This window comes from Rhizobium sp. 01N447_2 (assembly GCF_056399245.1).
This window is the reverse complement of sequence record NZ_JBFTQY010000003.1, coordinates 51,634-66,283: the sequence shown is the minus strand read 5'-3', so window position 1 is coordinate 66,283 and position 14,650 is coordinate 51,634. Positions and strand designations below refer to the sequence as shown.

At 61.9% G+C, this 14,650-nt stretch carries 12 protein-coding genes; 5 read left to right on the top strand and 7 right to left on the bottom strand.

The window, feature by feature from the left end; all coding sequences use genetic code 11:
- Nucleotides 1-61: 61 nt before the first annotated feature.
- The 4 genes from pgl to AC1ECN_RS02795 all read right to left on the bottom strand — a co-directional run bounded on the left by pgl (nucleotide 62) and on the right by AC1ECN_RS02795 (nucleotide 5,125).
- Nucleotides 62-760: a 6-phosphogluconolactonase gene (gene pgl / locus AC1ECN_RS02810; protein ID WP_018072605.1), complete on the bottom strand. Its 699-nt coding sequence runs from the start codon at nucleotides 758-760 to the stop codon at nucleotides 62-64.
- A gap of 10 nt (nucleotides 761-770) precedes the next feature.
- Nucleotides 771-2,246 (bottom strand): glucose-6-phosphate dehydrogenase, encoded by a 1,476-nt coding sequence (gene zwf / locus AC1ECN_RS02805; RefSeq protein ID WP_018072606.1) that lies wholly within the window; start codon nucleotides 2,244-2,246, stop codon nucleotides 771-773.
- A 134-nt stretch (nucleotides 2,247-2,380) separates the two neighbouring features.
- Complete coding sequence (locus AC1ECN_RS02800) at nucleotides 2,381-3,679, bottom strand: NAD(P)/FAD-dependent oxidoreductase (protein WP_477952135.1); 1,299 nt, start codon at nucleotides 3,677-3,679, stop codon at nucleotides 2,381-2,383.
- Nucleotides 3,680-3,688: 9 nt separating this feature from the next.
- Complete coding sequence (locus tag AC1ECN_RS02795; RefSeq protein ID WP_018072608.1) at nucleotides 3,689-5,125, bottom strand: glutamine synthetase family protein; 1,437 nt, start codon at nucleotides 5,123-5,125, stop codon at nucleotides 3,689-3,691.
- An 88-nt stretch (nucleotides 5,126-5,213) separates the two neighbouring features.
- Here AC1ECN_RS02795 and AC1ECN_RS02790 point away from each other — a divergent pair, with 88 nt between their 5' ends.
- The 4 genes from AC1ECN_RS02790 to AC1ECN_RS02775 all read left to right on the top strand — a co-directional run bounded on the left by AC1ECN_RS02790 (nucleotide 5,214) and on the right by AC1ECN_RS02775 (nucleotide 11,684).
- The gene (locus tag AC1ECN_RS02790; protein WP_130671971.1) at nucleotides 5,214-6,434 is read left to right on the top strand and encodes a BaiN/RdsA family NAD(P)/FAD-dependent oxidoreductase; all 1,221 of its coding nucleotides are present in this window, start codon (nucleotides 5,214-5,216) and stop codon (nucleotides 6,432-6,434) included.
- A 157-nt stretch (nucleotides 6,435-6,591) separates the two neighbouring features.
- Nucleotides 6,592-6,735 carry a hypothetical protein gene (locus AC1ECN_RS02785; RefSeq protein ID WP_018072610.1) on the top strand — a complete coding sequence of 48 codons (144 nt, stop codon included), beginning with the start codon at nucleotides 6,592-6,594 and terminating at the stop codon, nucleotides 6,733-6,735.
- A gap of 311 nt (nucleotides 6,736-7,046) precedes the next feature.
- Nucleotides 7,047-9,578: a methyl-accepting chemotaxis protein gene (locus AC1ECN_RS02780; RefSeq protein ID WP_130671972.1), complete on the top strand. Its 2,532-nt coding sequence runs from the start codon at nucleotides 7,047-7,049 to the stop codon at nucleotides 9,576-9,578.
- Nucleotides 9,579-9,836: 258 nt separating this feature from the next.
- Nucleotides 9,837-11,684 carry a methyl-accepting chemotaxis protein gene (locus AC1ECN_RS02775; protein WP_130671973.1) on the top strand — a complete coding sequence of 616 codons (1,848 nt, stop codon included), beginning with the start codon at nucleotides 9,837-9,839 and terminating at the stop codon, nucleotides 11,682-11,684.
- Here the strand turns inward: AC1ECN_RS02775 and AC1ECN_RS02770 are convergent.
- Nucleotides 11,657-11,893: a hypothetical protein gene (locus tag AC1ECN_RS02770; protein ID WP_130671974.1), complete on the bottom strand. Its 237-nt coding sequence runs from the start codon at nucleotides 11,891-11,893 to the stop codon at nucleotides 11,657-11,659. The two genes, AC1ECN_RS02775 and AC1ECN_RS02770, sit on opposite strands and share 28 nt — an antisense overlap.
- 90 nt (nucleotides 11,894-11,983) lie before the next feature.
- On the opposite strand from AC1ECN_RS02770, the gene AC1ECN_RS02765 reads away from it, so the two are divergent.
- Nucleotides 11,984-12,853 (top strand): LysR family transcriptional regulator, encoded by an 870-nt coding sequence (locus tag AC1ECN_RS02765; protein ID WP_018072614.1) that lies wholly within the window; start codon nucleotides 11,984-11,986, stop codon nucleotides 12,851-12,853.
- A gap of 143 nt (nucleotides 12,854-12,996) precedes the next feature.
- Here AC1ECN_RS02765 and AC1ECN_RS02760 read toward each other — a convergent pair whose 3' ends face one another.
- Together AC1ECN_RS02760 and aceA are read right to left on the bottom strand one after the other, a co-directional pair.
- Nucleotides 12,997-13,233, bottom strand: coding sequence for an SMc00767 family acetate metabolism repressor (locus AC1ECN_RS02760; RefSeq protein ID WP_003545603.1), 237 nt, complete (start codon nucleotides 13,231-13,233; stop codon nucleotides 12,997-12,999).
- Between the two features lie 21 nt (nucleotides 13,234-13,254).
- Nucleotides 13,255-14,544, bottom strand: a complete 1,290-nt coding sequence (gene aceA / locus AC1ECN_RS02755; protein WP_130671975.1) for an isocitrate lyase — start codon at nucleotides 14,542-14,544, stop codon at nucleotides 13,255-13,257.
- Nucleotides 14,545-14,650: the final 106 nt, after the last annotated feature.

The window sequence follows — 14,650 nt, the reverse complement described above, 5'->3', positions numbered from 1 at the left end:
GTTCGTTGTCTCTATCTGTTTCGGCGGCTCTGGCCTGAATCTCAATCCGGATGACGGCTGATCAGGGAGCCCAGTAGATCTCGACCGGGGAAGTGGCCCGGCGCAGAATGGCGCGGATCGGCATCTCTGCCTCGTCACCGCTGCCTTCCGCCTTGGCGAGAACGTCTTTTTTGCCTTCGCCCTCAATATGGAGAACCAGGAGTGCGGCATCCTCAAGACTGGAGAAGGTGAAGGTCAGGCGCGGCTCGCCGGCTCCTTCCGCTTCCATGGTGATGATGCCGCGCGGCGTCGATGCATCGAGCGCCTTGGCGAGATTGCTGCCGCCGGGAAAGAACGAGGCCGTGTGGCCGTCGCCGCCCATGCCCAGGATGACGATGTCGAAGGGGGAACTGATAGCCTTGGTCTTCTCGGTCGCGATCCTTGCCGCCTCCTCCGCCGAGGCAGCGTCCTGATAGAGCGGCAGAAAGCGTGCCGCCCTTGCCTTGTTCTGCAGCAGATTGGCATCGACCAGCAGATGGTTCGAGCGCGCATTGTCGGCCGGCACGAAACGTTCGTCGACAAGCGTGATCGTCACCTTGTCCCAGGCGATGTCGCGCGTCGAAAGCGCCTGGAAGAAGACCTTCGGCGTGGAACCGCCGGAAACGGCGATGGACGCCGTTCCGCGGGCGGCAATCGCCGCCGAAAGCGTATCCGCGACCTTGTCGGCGAGGCTGCCGGCGAGGTCTGCGGCGCTGGCGAAGGAATGCAGGGTCGATGCCATCGGTTTCGTCCTAGATCTCGTCATGCCAGGTGCGGCCGTCGCGCTCGATCAGCGCGATGGCCTGGCTCGGGCCCCAGGTGCCGGCCGTATAGCCCTGCACCTGCTGGCCGGTCGTTTCCCAACCCTTCAGGATCGGATCGACCCATCTCCATGCGGCTTCCACTTCGTCGCGGCGCATGAACAGGGTCTGGTTGGAGCGGATCACGTCCATCAGCAGGCGCTCGTAGGCGTCGGGATTGCGGACGTTGAAGGCCTGGGCGAAGCTCATGTCGAGCGAGACATTGCGCAGGCGCATGCCGCCCGGACCCGGATCCTTGATCATCAGCGACTGCTTGACGCCCTCATCCGGCTGCAGGCGAATGATCAGCTGGTTGGCGTTGATGCGCCCGGCCGCCTGGTCGAAGATCGCGTGCGGGATCGGCTTGAAGGTGATGACGATCTCGGACATGCGCCCGGTCAGGCGCTTGCCTGTGCGGATGTAGAAGGGAACGCCCGCCCAGCGCCAGTTGTTGATCTCGGCCTTGATAGCGACGAAGGTCTCGGTGTTCGAGACGCCGCCTTCGAGTTCTTCGAGGTAGCCCTTGACCGGGCCGGTACCCGATGCGCCGGCGCGATACTGGCCGCGCACCGTCGCCTGCTCGACGTTGGAAGCATTGAGCGGCTTCAGCGCGCGCAGCACCTTCAGCTTCTCGTCGCGAACGGCTTCCGAATCCATCGACGAGGGTACTTCCATCGCCGTCAGGCAAAGCAGCTGCAGAATGTGGTTCTGCACCATGTCGCGCAGTGCGCCGGCCGTATCGTAATAGCCGGCGCGGCCTTCGAGGCCGACCGATTCAGCCACGGTGATCTGCACGTGATCGATGTAGTTGGCGTTCCACAACGGCTCATAGAGCGCGTTGGCAAAGCGCAGCGCCATCAGGTTCTGCACCGTCTCCTTGCCGAGATAATGGTCGATGCGGAAGATCTGTTCTTCCTTGAAGGCACGGCCGATCGTGTCGTTGAGCTGCAGCGCCGAGGCGAGGTCGCGGCCGATCGGCTTCTCGACGACGATGCGGGTCGATTTGGTGATCAGCTTGTGGTCATGGATCTTCTGCGAGATATCGCCGAAGATGCCCGGAGCGACGGCGAGGTAGAAGGCGCGCACGCGATCCTTGCCTTCGTCGAGCAGCTTCTTCAGCTGATCCCAGCCGGCATCCGTGCGGGCGTCGACCGAGACGTAGTAGAGGCGGGCACAGAATTTCTCCACCTCCGCCTCGTCGTATTCACCCTTCTTCAGGTGCTCGTTCAGCGCGTCCTTGGCGAATTTGCGGTATTCCTCGTGCGTCAACGGGCTGCGCGAGGCGCCGATCACGCGGGTCGGTTCCGAAAACTGGCCTTCGATCTGGCGATGATACAGCGCGGGCAGAAGCTTGCGTTCGGCAAGGTCGCCGCTGCCGCCGAAGACGACATAATCAAAGGGCTCAACGGGAATGATTTGGCTGCTCATGAGCTTGTCTCTCAATCAGGCTGGTTGGCGGCCCTTTTAATCTAATCGATTTAAAAAAGCCAGTGTGCAGTGCAATGAATCTCTCAGGAACCGGTTTTAAAGCGAATTTCCGGAAGAGGAAATCCGCAATCGGACTAAAACTTGTCGCGAAGTGCAAACCACGACAAGGCGAGGAAAAGCAGCGGCGCCCGCATGCGGGMCCCGCCGGGAAAGGCGGGAATATCGAGCGATGTGAACAGGTCGAGATCGCCGGATTTTCCAAGCACCGTTTCCGCATAGAGCTTGCCACAGTAGTTTGACAGCATGACGCCATGACCGGAATAACCGCCGATCGAGATGACGCCGGGCATGACCTCGCGCACGAAAGGCTGGCGAGGCAGGGTGATACCGACGCTGCCGCCCCAGGCATGGGTGATCTCGATGTCCTTCAGATCAGGATAGATCTCGGCGATCTGCCGGCGGATGTGCTGCGAAATGTCCCGCGGATTGTCCGACGTATAGGCTTCACGCCCGCCGAACAGCAGGCGTCCGTCGCCGAATTTGCGGAAATAGCGCACGACGAAACGCGAATCGGCCACGGCCTCGCCCCCCGGCAGCACATCGGGATGCCCGTCGAGCGGCGCCGTGGCGCCGATGAAGGAGCGGATCGGCATGACATGGCTTGCCGTTACCGGCTCCAGATTGCCGATATAGCCGTTGCAGGCGATCAGCGCGCGCTCGGCGGTGATCGTCCCGCTTTCGGTTTCGATCGTCACCTTGCCGCCGCCCTGACGGATCGCCGTTGCCTTGGTCATCTCGAAGATTTCGGCACCGGCATTGGCAGCGACCCGCGCCAGCCCCACCAGCAGCTTCAGCGGATGGATGTGGCCGGTACCGACATCGCGCACGCCGCAATGGAAACGCTTCGAGCCGAGCCTCTCCTGCGTTTCCTTCTCGTCCATGAAGCGCAGATGCGGATAGTCGTAGCGGAAGGCGGCGATTTCGGCATTTTCGTAATAGGCGCGCTTGTAGCTCGCCTTGTGTGCGACGTTGAGCTGGCCGGGCACATAGTCGATCTCGATCTGATGCTCGCGGGCGAAATCGATGAGATGGCGTTTGGCCGCCTCGGCAAGATCGAACAGCGCCTTCGAGCGTTCGTAGCCGATCTTCTCCTCGAATTCTTCCGGCCACCATCGCTGGCCGGTGCCGAGTTGACCGCCATTGCGCCCGGACGCCCCGTCGCCGAAGCGGCAGGCCTCGATCAGCACCACTGAAACGCCTGCTTTGGCGAGATTATAGGCGGCCTGCAGGCCGGTGTAACCGCCGCCGACGATGGCGACGTCGCATGTTCTCGAGCCGTCGAGAGCGGCATAGGTGGGCCGCTCCCCGACCGTTGCCTGATACCAGGACAGCCCGGGCGCGATCGGGCTCTGCCATGTCTCCTGCGATGCCATGATAGTCCCTCACACGTTGAGCAGAAGGAATTCCCGCTCCCAAGGGCTGATCACCTGCATGAAGGTTTCGAACTCGCCGCGCTTGACGCCGGCATAAAGGCCGATGAACTGCTTGCCGAACATCTCCTCGAAGGCAGGTTCGTCCTCGAGCAGCGCCACGGCTTCCAGCAGGCCGCGCGGCAGGTCGATCGAGCCCTCATTGGCCGAATCCTCGGTCGGCGCCGTCGGCTCGATCTCGTTCATGATTCCGAGCAGGCCGGAGGCGAGCGAGGCGGCGAGTGCGAGATAGGGGTTGGCGTCCGAGCTCGGCAGCCGGTTTTCCACGCGCCGCGCTTGCGGATCGGAAACCGGCACGCGGAAAGCCGTCGTCCGGTTGTCGTAGCCCCAGGCATTGTTGACCGGGCAGGACATATCGGGCTGCAGGCGCCGGTAGGAATTCACGTAGGGTGCAAGCATCGCCATCGCGCTTGGCACGAATTTCTGCATGCCGCCGATGAAATGGAAAAATTCCTTCGAGGCCGATCCGTCGGCATTGGAGAAGATGTTCTTGCCCGTCTCGATATTGACCACCGACTGATGGATATGCATCGCCGAACCCGGCTGGCCCTGCATCGGCTTGGCCATGAAAGTCGCGTAGATGTCGTGCTTCAGCGCCGCCTCGCGGATCGTCCGCTTGAACAGGAACACCTGGTCGGCAAGTTCGATCGGATTGCCGTGGCGCAGGTTGATCTCGAGCTGCGCCGGTCCCTCTTCGTGGATCAGCGTATCGATCTCCAGCCCCTGCTTCTCCGAGAAATGATAGACGTCGTCGATCAACTCGTCGAACTCATTGATACCGGCGATCGAATAGCCCTGGCCGCCGAGGATCGAGCGACCGGACCGGCCTTTGGGCGGGTGTAGCGGATAGTCGGGATCGTCGTTCTTGGCGACCAGGTAGAATTCGATCTCAGGCGCCACGATCGGTTTCCAGCCGCGTTCGTGATAGAGGCTCATGATGCGCTTCAGCACGTTGCGCGGCGTATAGGGCACTTCGCCGCCGTCCGAATCGACGATGTCGCAGATCACCTGCGCCGTCGGGTCGGTTTCCCAGGGCACGACCGAAAGCGTCGAAAGGTCGGGCATCAGCTTCAGGTCGCTGTCGCGCGGCTCGTATCGGAAGCTCTCCGTCTCGTCTGGATATTCACCCGAAATTGTGTGCCGGTAGATCGCTGAAGGCAGCGCCAGCGACGTGTTCGAGGTGAATTTCGAGCTCGGCATCATTTTGCCGCGCGCAACGCCGGCAAGGTCCGGCGTGATGCATTCAATGTCTTCGATGCCCCTGTCCCTCAGCCACCGCGCTGCTTCCTTCCAGTTCGCAACGCCGCGCAGGGATCCGGGCTCCGGGGGAGTTTTCTTCGAGGCGGGTACGTTTCTGGCAGGCTTCAGCGTCGTCTTTTTTGGGGACATGACACACCGGTTTGCGTTGATCGTGGCGCCATCATAACCAGACTTCGCCAATTGGCGAGGGGTGGCAAACGTTGACTTTCGCCCTTTGATGGAAAAAGAAGACGTGATTTTGATCGGGGAAACGGGTTTGCAGCGCAAAAGCGACGTCATCGTCATCGGCGCCGGGGCGGCGGGCATGATGGCGGCCATCCGCGCGGGAAAACGCGGCCGCTCGGTCGTGGTCCTCGACCATGCCAGAGCGCCTGGCGAGAAGATCCGCATATCCGGCGGCGGCCGCTGCAATTTCACCAATATCCATGCCGGACCGAAGAATTTCCTCTCCGCCAACCCGCATTTCTGCAAGTCGGCGCTCGCCCGTTTCACGCCCGCCGATTTCATCGCCATGGTCGACCAGCATGGCATTGCCTGGCACGAGAAGACGCTCGGCCAGCTTTTCTGCGACGATAGCGCCAAAGACATCATCCGCATGCTGCTGGCTGAGATGCGCATGGCAGGCGCAGTACTGCATCTTGGCACCGAGATATCAGGTGTCGAGAAGACCGAAGCCGGCTTCCGGGTATCGACGAGCGAAGGCCATTATGAAGCATCATCGCTGATCGTCGCCGCCGGCGGCAAGTCGATCCCGAAGATGGGCGCCACCGGCTTTGCCTATCGCCTCGCTGAGCAGTTCGGCTTGCCCGTGCTCGAAACCCGACCCGGCCTCGTGCCGCTGACGCTCGATCCCGGCCTGCTCGAGAGCATCGCCCCGCTCGCCGGCATCGCCGCCCCAGCCGAAATTCGCCATAGCAGGACCGGCTTCCGCGAAGCGCTGCTGTTCACCCATCGCGGGCTGAGCGGCCCGGCCATCCTGCAGATTTCCTCCTATTGGCGCGAGGGTGACGAGATCGTGGTCGCCATCGAACCGGATATCGATATTGCGGCGCATTTGAAGACGGCAAGACAGCTCAATGGCCGCCAGTCGCCGCAGACAGCCCTTGGCGACATCCTGCCGAAGCGGCTGGCACAGTTTCTCGTTGAACGCGAAAAGATCTCCGGCAACATGGCCGACCTGCCTGACAAGGCGCTGCTGCGTCTTGCTGCCAGCGCCCAGAATTGGGCGGTCAAACCGTCCGGCTCGGAAGGTTATCGCACCGCCGAAGTGACGCTCGGCGGTATCGACACGGCAGCGCTCGATTCCCGCAGCATGGAAGCAAAAGCCGTGTCCGGCCTTTATTTCATCGGCGAGTGCGTCGACGTCACCGGCTGGCTCGGCGGCTATAATTTCCAATGGGCCTGGGCTTCCGGTTTTGCCGCGGGCGAATGGGCCTAGAGGTGAATGCACTTGGAAAAGCCGATTCAAGACTTTTTAATAGAGGTGCGCCATCCTGTCTCAATTGGCGGTTTGTAAGGTCGTTCCTAAATTAAGCTTTACCGGCAAGCCGATTTGTTGGATTGTTGTTGTGTCAGAGAGAAGTGAGGTTTCGACCATGAACAGAAACACACGACGCGCCCGCGCCATCGCAATTGCAGAGGCAAAGCCGAACGCCCGGATGGTCGCCCTGCGTTATCTTATGCTCGCCGCCGGCGCCACCGCCGCCGCCCTCACGCTGCTGCTCTCGCACTTCATCTGATCCCGTCCGCAGACCTGGAACGAATGTTGCGACATGCCAATTGTCGCACCGCGCCGTCGCGGCCCATAATTTGCAACTATTTCACTGCCTTGGCTTAACCCGCCATAACCGCTTATCCGAAAATTAATATCTAATCTGACACAATTGCTCGCGAATATTTGGGCATCTCCAAGTTGTTTGGACATGAACTGGCAATGACTGCCGCCTGGCCTCCGGGTTCCCCAATGTAATCAAGAATAGCTCGATGTGCACCCGGCTGGCGCCATGTGGCTGCCTGCGGGAGGAGTGGTGTATGAAAGGCCCGGAACGCCATGTTGATTGACAAGATTCTTTCCCGCTTCAGGATCAAGACGAAAGTCCTGATCTTCGTTCTGCCTTTCGTCGTCACCATTTCGGCGGTGGGCCTGACGGGCCTCTACGCTTCGGGACTTCTGCAGGGCCGCATGGAAATATCCAACAGCGTGCTGCAGTCGCTGAGCGGCTTCAAGGATCTCTATGGCTCGATGGATGATTTCCTGCGCGTCACCAGCCCTGAGGCGCGCGACAAGCTGCTCGCGGATCTGAAGGCCCAGCAAGGCGTGCTCGACCAGACGCTGAACCAGGTCGGTGAAGAGGCCGCCGGTCGCGACAGCCTTGCGGAGGCATCGCGCCGCACCAAGGACATTTCGGGCGTCGTCGACAAGCTCTGGGCGTTGCACGAGCAGGAGCAGGCATTGCATGAGCAGATCGACGCAGCGCAGAAGAGCGTGATCAGCACCCGCTTCACCGTGTCCTACCAGGCCGAGGAATTGCAGAGCACCGTCCAGAGCGACGAGAGCGCCGCCACCAGCACCCTACGCACGGCCGACCGCTTGCTGAAAGGCGGCGATTTTCTTGGCACCGTTGCCAGCGGCTTCAGCAAGCCGCAGACACCGCAGGACAAGATCGCCTTCATCAACGAACAGATGCCGGAGATCATCAAATCGCAGCGTCTGATCGCCATCTCGGTTCCGACCAATCAGAAGAATGTCATCGACGCGCTGGCTGCGACCATCGACGGCATCAAGACGATCGTCCAGACGCCCAATCCGACCGACGAGACCGCCACCGAACTCGGCCGTCTCGTTTCGCGCTTCCGCCAGACCTCGACCTATACGCAGCTGACCGCCACGCAGAAAATGCGTGACGCGACCCAGGAATTCGCCGCGCTCGACGGCCGGATTGCCCAGGCCAACTCGGTCTTGCAGGATACGAGGCGCCTGGAAAATTCCGTCTATTCGCTGCAGATCGTTCTTTCCGACTTTCTCGCCGACTCCAACAAGGAAAATCTCGTGCGTCTGCAGCAGCAGGCCGGCACGCTCGGCAAGGACATGCAGGTGCTGATCACCAGCGCCAAGGGCATGGGCTTTGCCGAAGGCATATCCGGCGCGATCCAGCCGGCGCTCGACATCATCTCCGGCGGCGGCTCGAAGATCGTCGATACGATCGGCGAGCGCGTCACCGCCTATGCCGCAGCCCGCCAGGAGCTCGACCAGATCTGGAAAAAGCTGACCGATTTCGCCGAACTGCAGAAGCAGACGGCTGGCACCGAGCGCACCCAGGCAAACAGCATCTCCGTCATGACCACCGGTCTCGGCATCCTGCTGTCGATCCTCGGCGGCATTGCCCTGGTGCTGACGCTGCAGCGCCCGATCAGCCATATCACCGCCGCCATGCGCGGCATCGCCGAAGGCGCGCTGGACACCAGCATCTCCGGCGAGCAGCGTCACGATGAAATCGGCGACATCGCCCGCGCACTCGGCATCTTCAAGGAAAACGCCATCTCGAAGATCCGCATCGAGGAGCAGAGCGACGAGGAACGCGCCGCCGCCGAACACGAGCGTCAGCGCAACGACGCCGAAAAGCGTGAGATGGATCGTCAGATCGAATTTGCGGTCAATGCGCTCGCCGCCGGCCTCGAACGCATGTCACAGGGTGATATCTCGACGACGATCGAAACGCCCTTCATCGGCCGTCTCGAACAGCTGCGCCAGGATTTCAACGGTTCGATGATGCGCCTGCAGGCGACGATGAGCCAGATCCGCGACAATGTCGAACTGATCCAGGGCAACGGCAACCAGATGGCCCAGTCGGCCGAGGACCTCTCCAAGCGCACCGAACAGCAGGCTGCCTCGCTCGAAGAGACCGCGGCTGCCGTCGATGAAATCACCGTCACGGTCCGTTCGTCGGCCGAACGCGCCAAGGATGCCGACCAGATCGTCCGTCAGGCCAAGCGCAGCGCCGATGATTCCGCCGTCGTGGTCAGCAATGCGATCGACGCAATGGGCCGCATCGAGGATGCCTCGCGCCAGATCGAGCAGATCATCGGCGTCATCGATGAGATCGCCTTCCAGACCAACCTCCTGGCGCTCAACGCCGGCATCGAGGCAGCGCGCGCCGGTGAAGCCGGCAAGGGCTTCGCGGTGGTTGCGATGGAGGTCCGCGAACTGGCCCAGCGCTCCGCCGCCGCGGCACAGGAGATCAAGGGGCTGATCAACAAGTCGACCAACGAGGTCAATTCCGGCTCGCAATTCGTGCAGGAGACCGGCACGGTGCTCGCCAAGATCAGCGCCCAGATCGTCACGATCAGCCAGCATGTCGAGATGATTGCCCGCGCCAGCCACGATCAGTCCAACGCGCTGCAGAGCGTCAATGCGACGGTCAACCAGATGGACCAGATGACGCAGCAGAACGCCGCCATGGTGGAGGAAACAACCGCCGCCAGCCGCGAGCTGGCCGACGAGGCCGATTCGCTGCGCCGGCTCATCCAGCAGTTCAAGATCGACGGCGAGGCAGCCGCCGCGCCGGTCTACCGCGCCGCCTGATCGTCGATCGATCCGTCTTCATGCGGACGGCCCCGGACTTTCCGGGGCCGTTTCTATTTATTCTGCAAAATAGCGCCGCGATTGAGAAGATTTGAACGATGGAAGAATAGGTCGAATGCCCGGCCGCCTATCACGCCGGGATCATCGGAAAACGCTTGCAAACCAGGCGATGAATATCTCCGACAGCCATGATTTGCGGAGAATCTTCCTTAACGCTTTTAGTCTAATTTAACCTTGGTTTATCTCCCGGGGGTCTCGATGCTGCGCCTTTTCTCTACGTCGATCGTACGCCAGATCGTTGCGATCACGCTGTTTCTGCTGGCCATCAGCACGGCCGCCATCGTCGGCGTGACCTATTACAATCTGAGCCATCAGGTCATGGACGGGGCCGTCTCCGACGCGAAGGACGCCGCCCGTGCGATGGCTGTCCTCTACGGTGCAGCTGATCAGGCTGCAAAGATCGAGCTGAAGGACAATCAGCTCTCCGCCGTCACCGAAGACGCCATTCCGGCCCTTGCCGATCATTCGCTGGTCGATCGCACCGCGCAGTCGATCGCCGGCGTTGCGACCATCTTCCAAAAGCAGGGCAGCGACTACGTCCGCATATCCACCAACGTCAAGAAGGAAAACGGCGACCGCGCCGTCGGCACCAAGCTGGTCGCCGAGCACCCGGCCCAGCCGGTTCTCGCCAGGGGTGAAGCCTATTATGGACCGGCGGAGCTTTTCGGCCGCAAGTTCATGACCGGTTATTTCCCGATCAAGAACGCCTCGAACGCCAATGTCGGCATTCTCTTCATCGGCATTCCGATGGAGGTCTATTACCAGCGTATGTATGAGCTGCAGATGCTGGTTCTCGGCGTCGGCGCCATCGTCATGCTCATCGTCGGCGTTCTCGCTTTCTATGCGATCCGCCTGTCGGTGAAGCCTTTGCAGGCGCTGACCGTGAGCGTGCACTCGATTTCCGCGGGCGATCTCGATGGCGCGATCCCCTGTATCGAAAAGAAGAACGAGTTCGGCGATATCGGCCGTGCTCTGGCGCTTTTCCGCGATAGCGCCCGCGCAAGGCGTGATCTGGAAACCCAGGCTGCCGAACAGCGCGCCTTGAGCGATGCCGAACGCGCCAGGAACGATGCCGACAAGCGCTCGCTCGACGGCCAGATCGACTTTGCCGTCAACCAGCTTGCTGCCGGCCTCGGGCGCCTGTCGCAGGGCGACGTCTCGCAGACGATCGGGACGCCTTTCGTCGGCCGGTTGGAGCAGTTGCGCGTCGATTTCAACGCTTCGCTTCTGCGGCTCCAGGATACGCTGTCCGGCATCCGCGACAGCGCCTCGAGCATCCAGCGCAACAGCGGCGCCGTCTCTGCCTCTGCCGGCGAACTTTCGAAACGCACCGAGGCGCAGGCGGCAAACCTCGAGGAGACCGCGGCCGCGGTGGAGGAGATCACCGTGACGGTTCGTTCTTCCGCCGAGCGTGCCCGGGAAGCCAACAATGTCGTGGCCGCGACCAAGAAGACCGCCGACAATTCCGGCGCCGTCGTCGGCGATGCCGTCTCCGCCATGGAGCGTATCGAACAGGCTTCGCAGCGCATCGAGCAAATCATCGAGGTGATCGACGACATCGCCTTCCAGACCAATCTTCTGGCGCTGAATGCCGGCATCGAGGCGGCGCGCGCCGGTGAGGCGGGCAAGGGTTTTGCCGTCGTCGCCCAGGAAGTCCGCGAACTCGCCCAGCGTTCGGCCGATGCGGCGCGCGAGATCAAGTCGCTGATCGAGACATCGAGCCGGGAAGTGACGGCAGGTTCCGAACTGGTCCAGAAGACCGGCAGCGTCCTTGCCTCGATCAGCCAGGAGATCATCGCGATCAGCGGTCATGTCGAGACCATCGCCACCGCCAGCCGCGATCAGTCGGCCGCGCTGCAGGAGGTCAACGGTTCGGTCAACGCCATGGATCAGATGACCCAGAAGAACGCATCGATGGTTGCCGAGACGACGCAGGCAAGCCGCCTGCTTGCCGGCGAGGCCGATACGCTGATGGCGCTGATCGAGCGGTTCCGCATCGTCGCAGAATCGGCACCGGCTCATCTCGGAGCAAGAAGAGTCGCCTGAACCGCGCAGCCGCAGCCGCTGCGGGATTGCGCCGCGGCCTTGCGGCGCCTTCCTAGATTGAGGTCGAGCAACGTCAGCCAGGCGATAAAGCCAATGAGGCTATTGTTTCCGAACTCGGCATAGAATCTGTCCTCTTCCGCCTTGCCGCCGCTTCGCTGGGGATAGTGCAGATAGCCGATAGTGCCTGCGATGGTGATCATGTCGATCATGGCAATGTCCTTTCCTATGTCAGACATCAGCTGATCTAGGCATCGAATTTCTCTTTATAAACGGGGAAAATCCCGCTATGTTTTTCATCGATGAAAAACGCGAGTTGGGATTCCTATCAACTTTTCCTGCAGGTCGCCCGGCTCGGCGGGCTGACGGGGGCAAGCACCGCAAGCGGGCTCAGTCCTGCGACCGTTGGCCGGCGCATGCTCGATCTCGAGCAGGAGATCGGCCGCGCATTGTTTTCGCGCAGCCAGACCGGATACCGTCTGACGCAGGATGGCCAGGCGCTGCTCGATCACCTTCAGGAGATGGAGGCCGCCGCCCGCAAGGTGGCGGCGTGGCGGCAATCCGGCGAGGGCGGCACGACCGTCAGGGTCGCCGCCGGCACCTGGCTCGCCTGGCTGCTGACGGAGAATTTCGCCGCAATCCGCATGCCGGGCGATGCCTTCGCCATTTCGCTCACCATCGGCGAGGCGCGGGCAAGCCTTGCCTATCGCGAGAGCGATATCGGTATTCGTGCCTTCGAGCCCGAGGAGGCCAATCTCGCCGCACGTCAGCTCGGGGAGGTGGCCTATGCCGTCTATATCAGGCGCAACGCCGCCGAGACCGACGAGCGCTGGATTGCAGTCGCCGAGGACGAGGCGATATCGGCCTATCTGCGCTGGCCGCACGCCCATGCCGCAACAGGGATCGTCGCCACGGTCAATCGGCCGCGTTCGCTGCCGGATCTGGTGCGCGCCGGCGCCGGCAAGACCGTGCTTCCCTGTTTCGTCGGCGATCTCCATCCCGAATTGCAGCGGCAGGGCGGCGAGTTGCCGGAATTGCGCCACCGGCAATGGATCGTCATGAATGCCGAGGACCGCCACCGCCCGGAGATCCGCACGGTCGCCGACCGCATGACCAAGCTCATCAGAAGTTATGCCGATCTCTTCGCCGGAAAACGACCGAGCCGCGGTTGAAGCGTGTCGCCCAGAACTGGGCAGCGGTTTTGGCGCCACGACATGCATAAGATAGAGACGTAAAGCGCCGCGCACCCGATAGGTCGCGCGGCGATGGAAGAAGCGGGCCGACATTCACCGGCCCGCCACCGGTCGGCTTTTCGTCAATGCCGATTGGTGACGACGACCGGAATCAGCAGGTCGCCCCAGTGGCCGTCGCCGCCATGATGGCGGGCCGAGCGCACCAGTTCGACCGAGACGCCGGCCTCGACCGCTTTCATGACCGATTGGTTCAGCCGATGCAGGTCGTTGGCGAGCATGCGGATCGTCGTCTGCTGATCCTCGCTCATGCTGCTTGCCTGCTCCTCGGCCCGTTCCCTGACGCGTGTGATGGATGCCATGATCTTCTCCTCCTCTTCGAGTTATTCCGCAGCCGGTTTGAACTGCGCATGTTCGGTCGAACCGTGCATCGCCGTGGTCGAAGACCGGCCGCCGGTGATGGCGAGCGACACGGCGTCGAAATAGCCGGTGCCGACCTCGCGTTGATGTTTGGTGGCGGTATAGCCATTGACCTCGGCGGCGAATTCCGCCTGCTGCAGCTCGGAATAGGCCGACATCTGCCGCTGCCGGTAGCCGCGCGCCAGTTCGTACATGCCGTAGTTCAGCTGGTGGAAGCCGGCGAGCGTGATGAACTGGAACTTGTAGCCCATCGCGCCGAGTTCGCGCTGGAACCGCGCAATCGTCGCCTCGTCGAGGTTCTTCTTCCAGTTGAAGGAAGGCGAGCAATTATAGGCGAGCAGCTTGCCGGGATGGACCTTGTGCACGCCTTCGGCAAAGCGCCGCGCCTGATCGAGGTCCGGCTTCGAGGTCTCGCACCAGATGAGATCGCAATGCGGCGCATAGGCGACGGCACGCGCGATGCAGGGCTCAATGCCGTTTCGCACCTGATAGAAACCTTCGACCGTGCGGCCGGCATCATAGTCGACGAAGGGCTGGTCGCGCTCGTCGATGTCCGACGTCAAGAGCTTTGCCGCCTCCGCGTCGGTGCGGGCGATGACGAGCGTCGCAACGCCCATGACGTCGGCGGCAAGCCGCGCGGCATCGAGATTGCGGATATGGGCGGCCGTCGGGATCAGCACCTTGCCGCCGAGATGGCCGCATTTCTTCTCCGAAGCGAGCTGGTCCTCGAAGTGAACGCCCGCGGCACCCGCCTCGATATAGGCCTTCATGATTTCGAAGGCATTGAGCGGTCCGCCGAAGCCTGCTTCCGCATCGGCAACGATCGGCGCGAACCAGGTCTCGACGGAAAGCCCCTGGGCTTCCGCGGTCTCGATCTGATCGGCGCGCTGCAGTGTGCGGTTGATGCGTTTGGCCAGTTCCGGACCGGCATTGGCCGGATAGAGCGACTGGTCGGGATACATCGCCGATGCCGTATTGGCGTCGGCCGCCACCTGCCAGCCGGAGAGATAGATCGCCTTCAGTCCGGCGCGCACCATCTGCATGGCCTGGTTGCCGGAAAGTGCGCCGAGCGCATTGACGAAATCCTCCTGGTGGATGAGCCGCCACAACCGGTCCGCCCCCATTTCGGCCAGCGTATGGCGCAGCGCCACCGAGCCTCTGAGCCGCTGCACGTCCTCGGCCGAGTACGGTCTCTCGATGCCATCGAAGCGGCGTGCTGATGCGTTTGGAACAAGGTTGTAAAAATCCGTCATGCTGCTCTCCTCACTAAAAAGCCCGACAAAGGTGCTGCATGACAAGATTGACAATATCAGCCGTTATGGCCAGAAAAACCTTTGATTTCCTGCTCGGAAAGAGGTT

What these genes read in the sequence shown, in the direction of transcription:
- pgl (WP_018072605.1), bottom strand. Translation starts at nt 760, where the DNA reads ATGGCATCGACCCTGCATTCCTTCGCCAGCGCCGCAGACCTCGCCGGC.
- zwf (WP_018072606.1), bottom strand. Translation starts at nt 2,246, where the DNA reads ATGAGCAGCCAAATCATTCCCGTTGAGCCCTTTGATTATGTCGTCTTC.
- AC1ECN_RS02795 (WP_018072608.1), bottom strand. Translation starts at nt 5,125, where the DNA reads ATGTCCCCAAAAAAGACGACGCTGAAGCCTGCCAGAAACGTACCCGCC.
- AC1ECN_RS02790 (WP_130671971.1), top strand. Translation starts at nt 5,214, where the DNA reads ATGGAAAAAGAAGACGTGATTTTGATCGGGGAAACGGGTTTGCAGCGC.
- AC1ECN_RS02785 (WP_018072610.1), top strand. Translation starts at nt 6,592, where the DNA reads ATGAACAGAAACACACGACGCGCCCGCGCCATCGCAATTGCAGAGGCA.
- AC1ECN_RS02780 (WP_130671972.1), top strand. Translation starts at nt 7,047, where the DNA reads ATGTTGATTGACAAGATTCTTTCCCGCTTCAGGATCAAGACGAAAGTC.
- AC1ECN_RS02775 (WP_130671973.1), top strand. Translation starts at nt 9,837, where the DNA reads ATGCTGCGCCTTTTCTCTACGTCGATCGTACGCCAGATCGTTGCGATC.
- AC1ECN_RS02770 (WP_130671974.1), bottom strand. Translation starts at nt 11,893, where the DNA reads ATGATCGACATGATCACCATCGCAGGCACTATCGGCTATCTGCACTAT.
- AC1ECN_RS02765 (WP_018072614.1), top strand. Translation starts at nt 11,984, where the DNA reads ATGAAAAACGCGAGTTGGGATTCCTATCAACTTTTCCTGCAGGTCGCC.
- AC1ECN_RS02760 (WP_003545603.1), bottom strand. Translation starts at nt 13,233, where the DNA reads ATGGCATCCATCACACGCGTCAGGGAACGGGCCGAGGAGCAGGCAAGC.
- aceA (WP_130671975.1), bottom strand. Translation starts at nt 14,544, where the DNA reads ATGACGGATTTTTACAACCTTGTTCCAAACGCATCAGCACGCCGCTTC.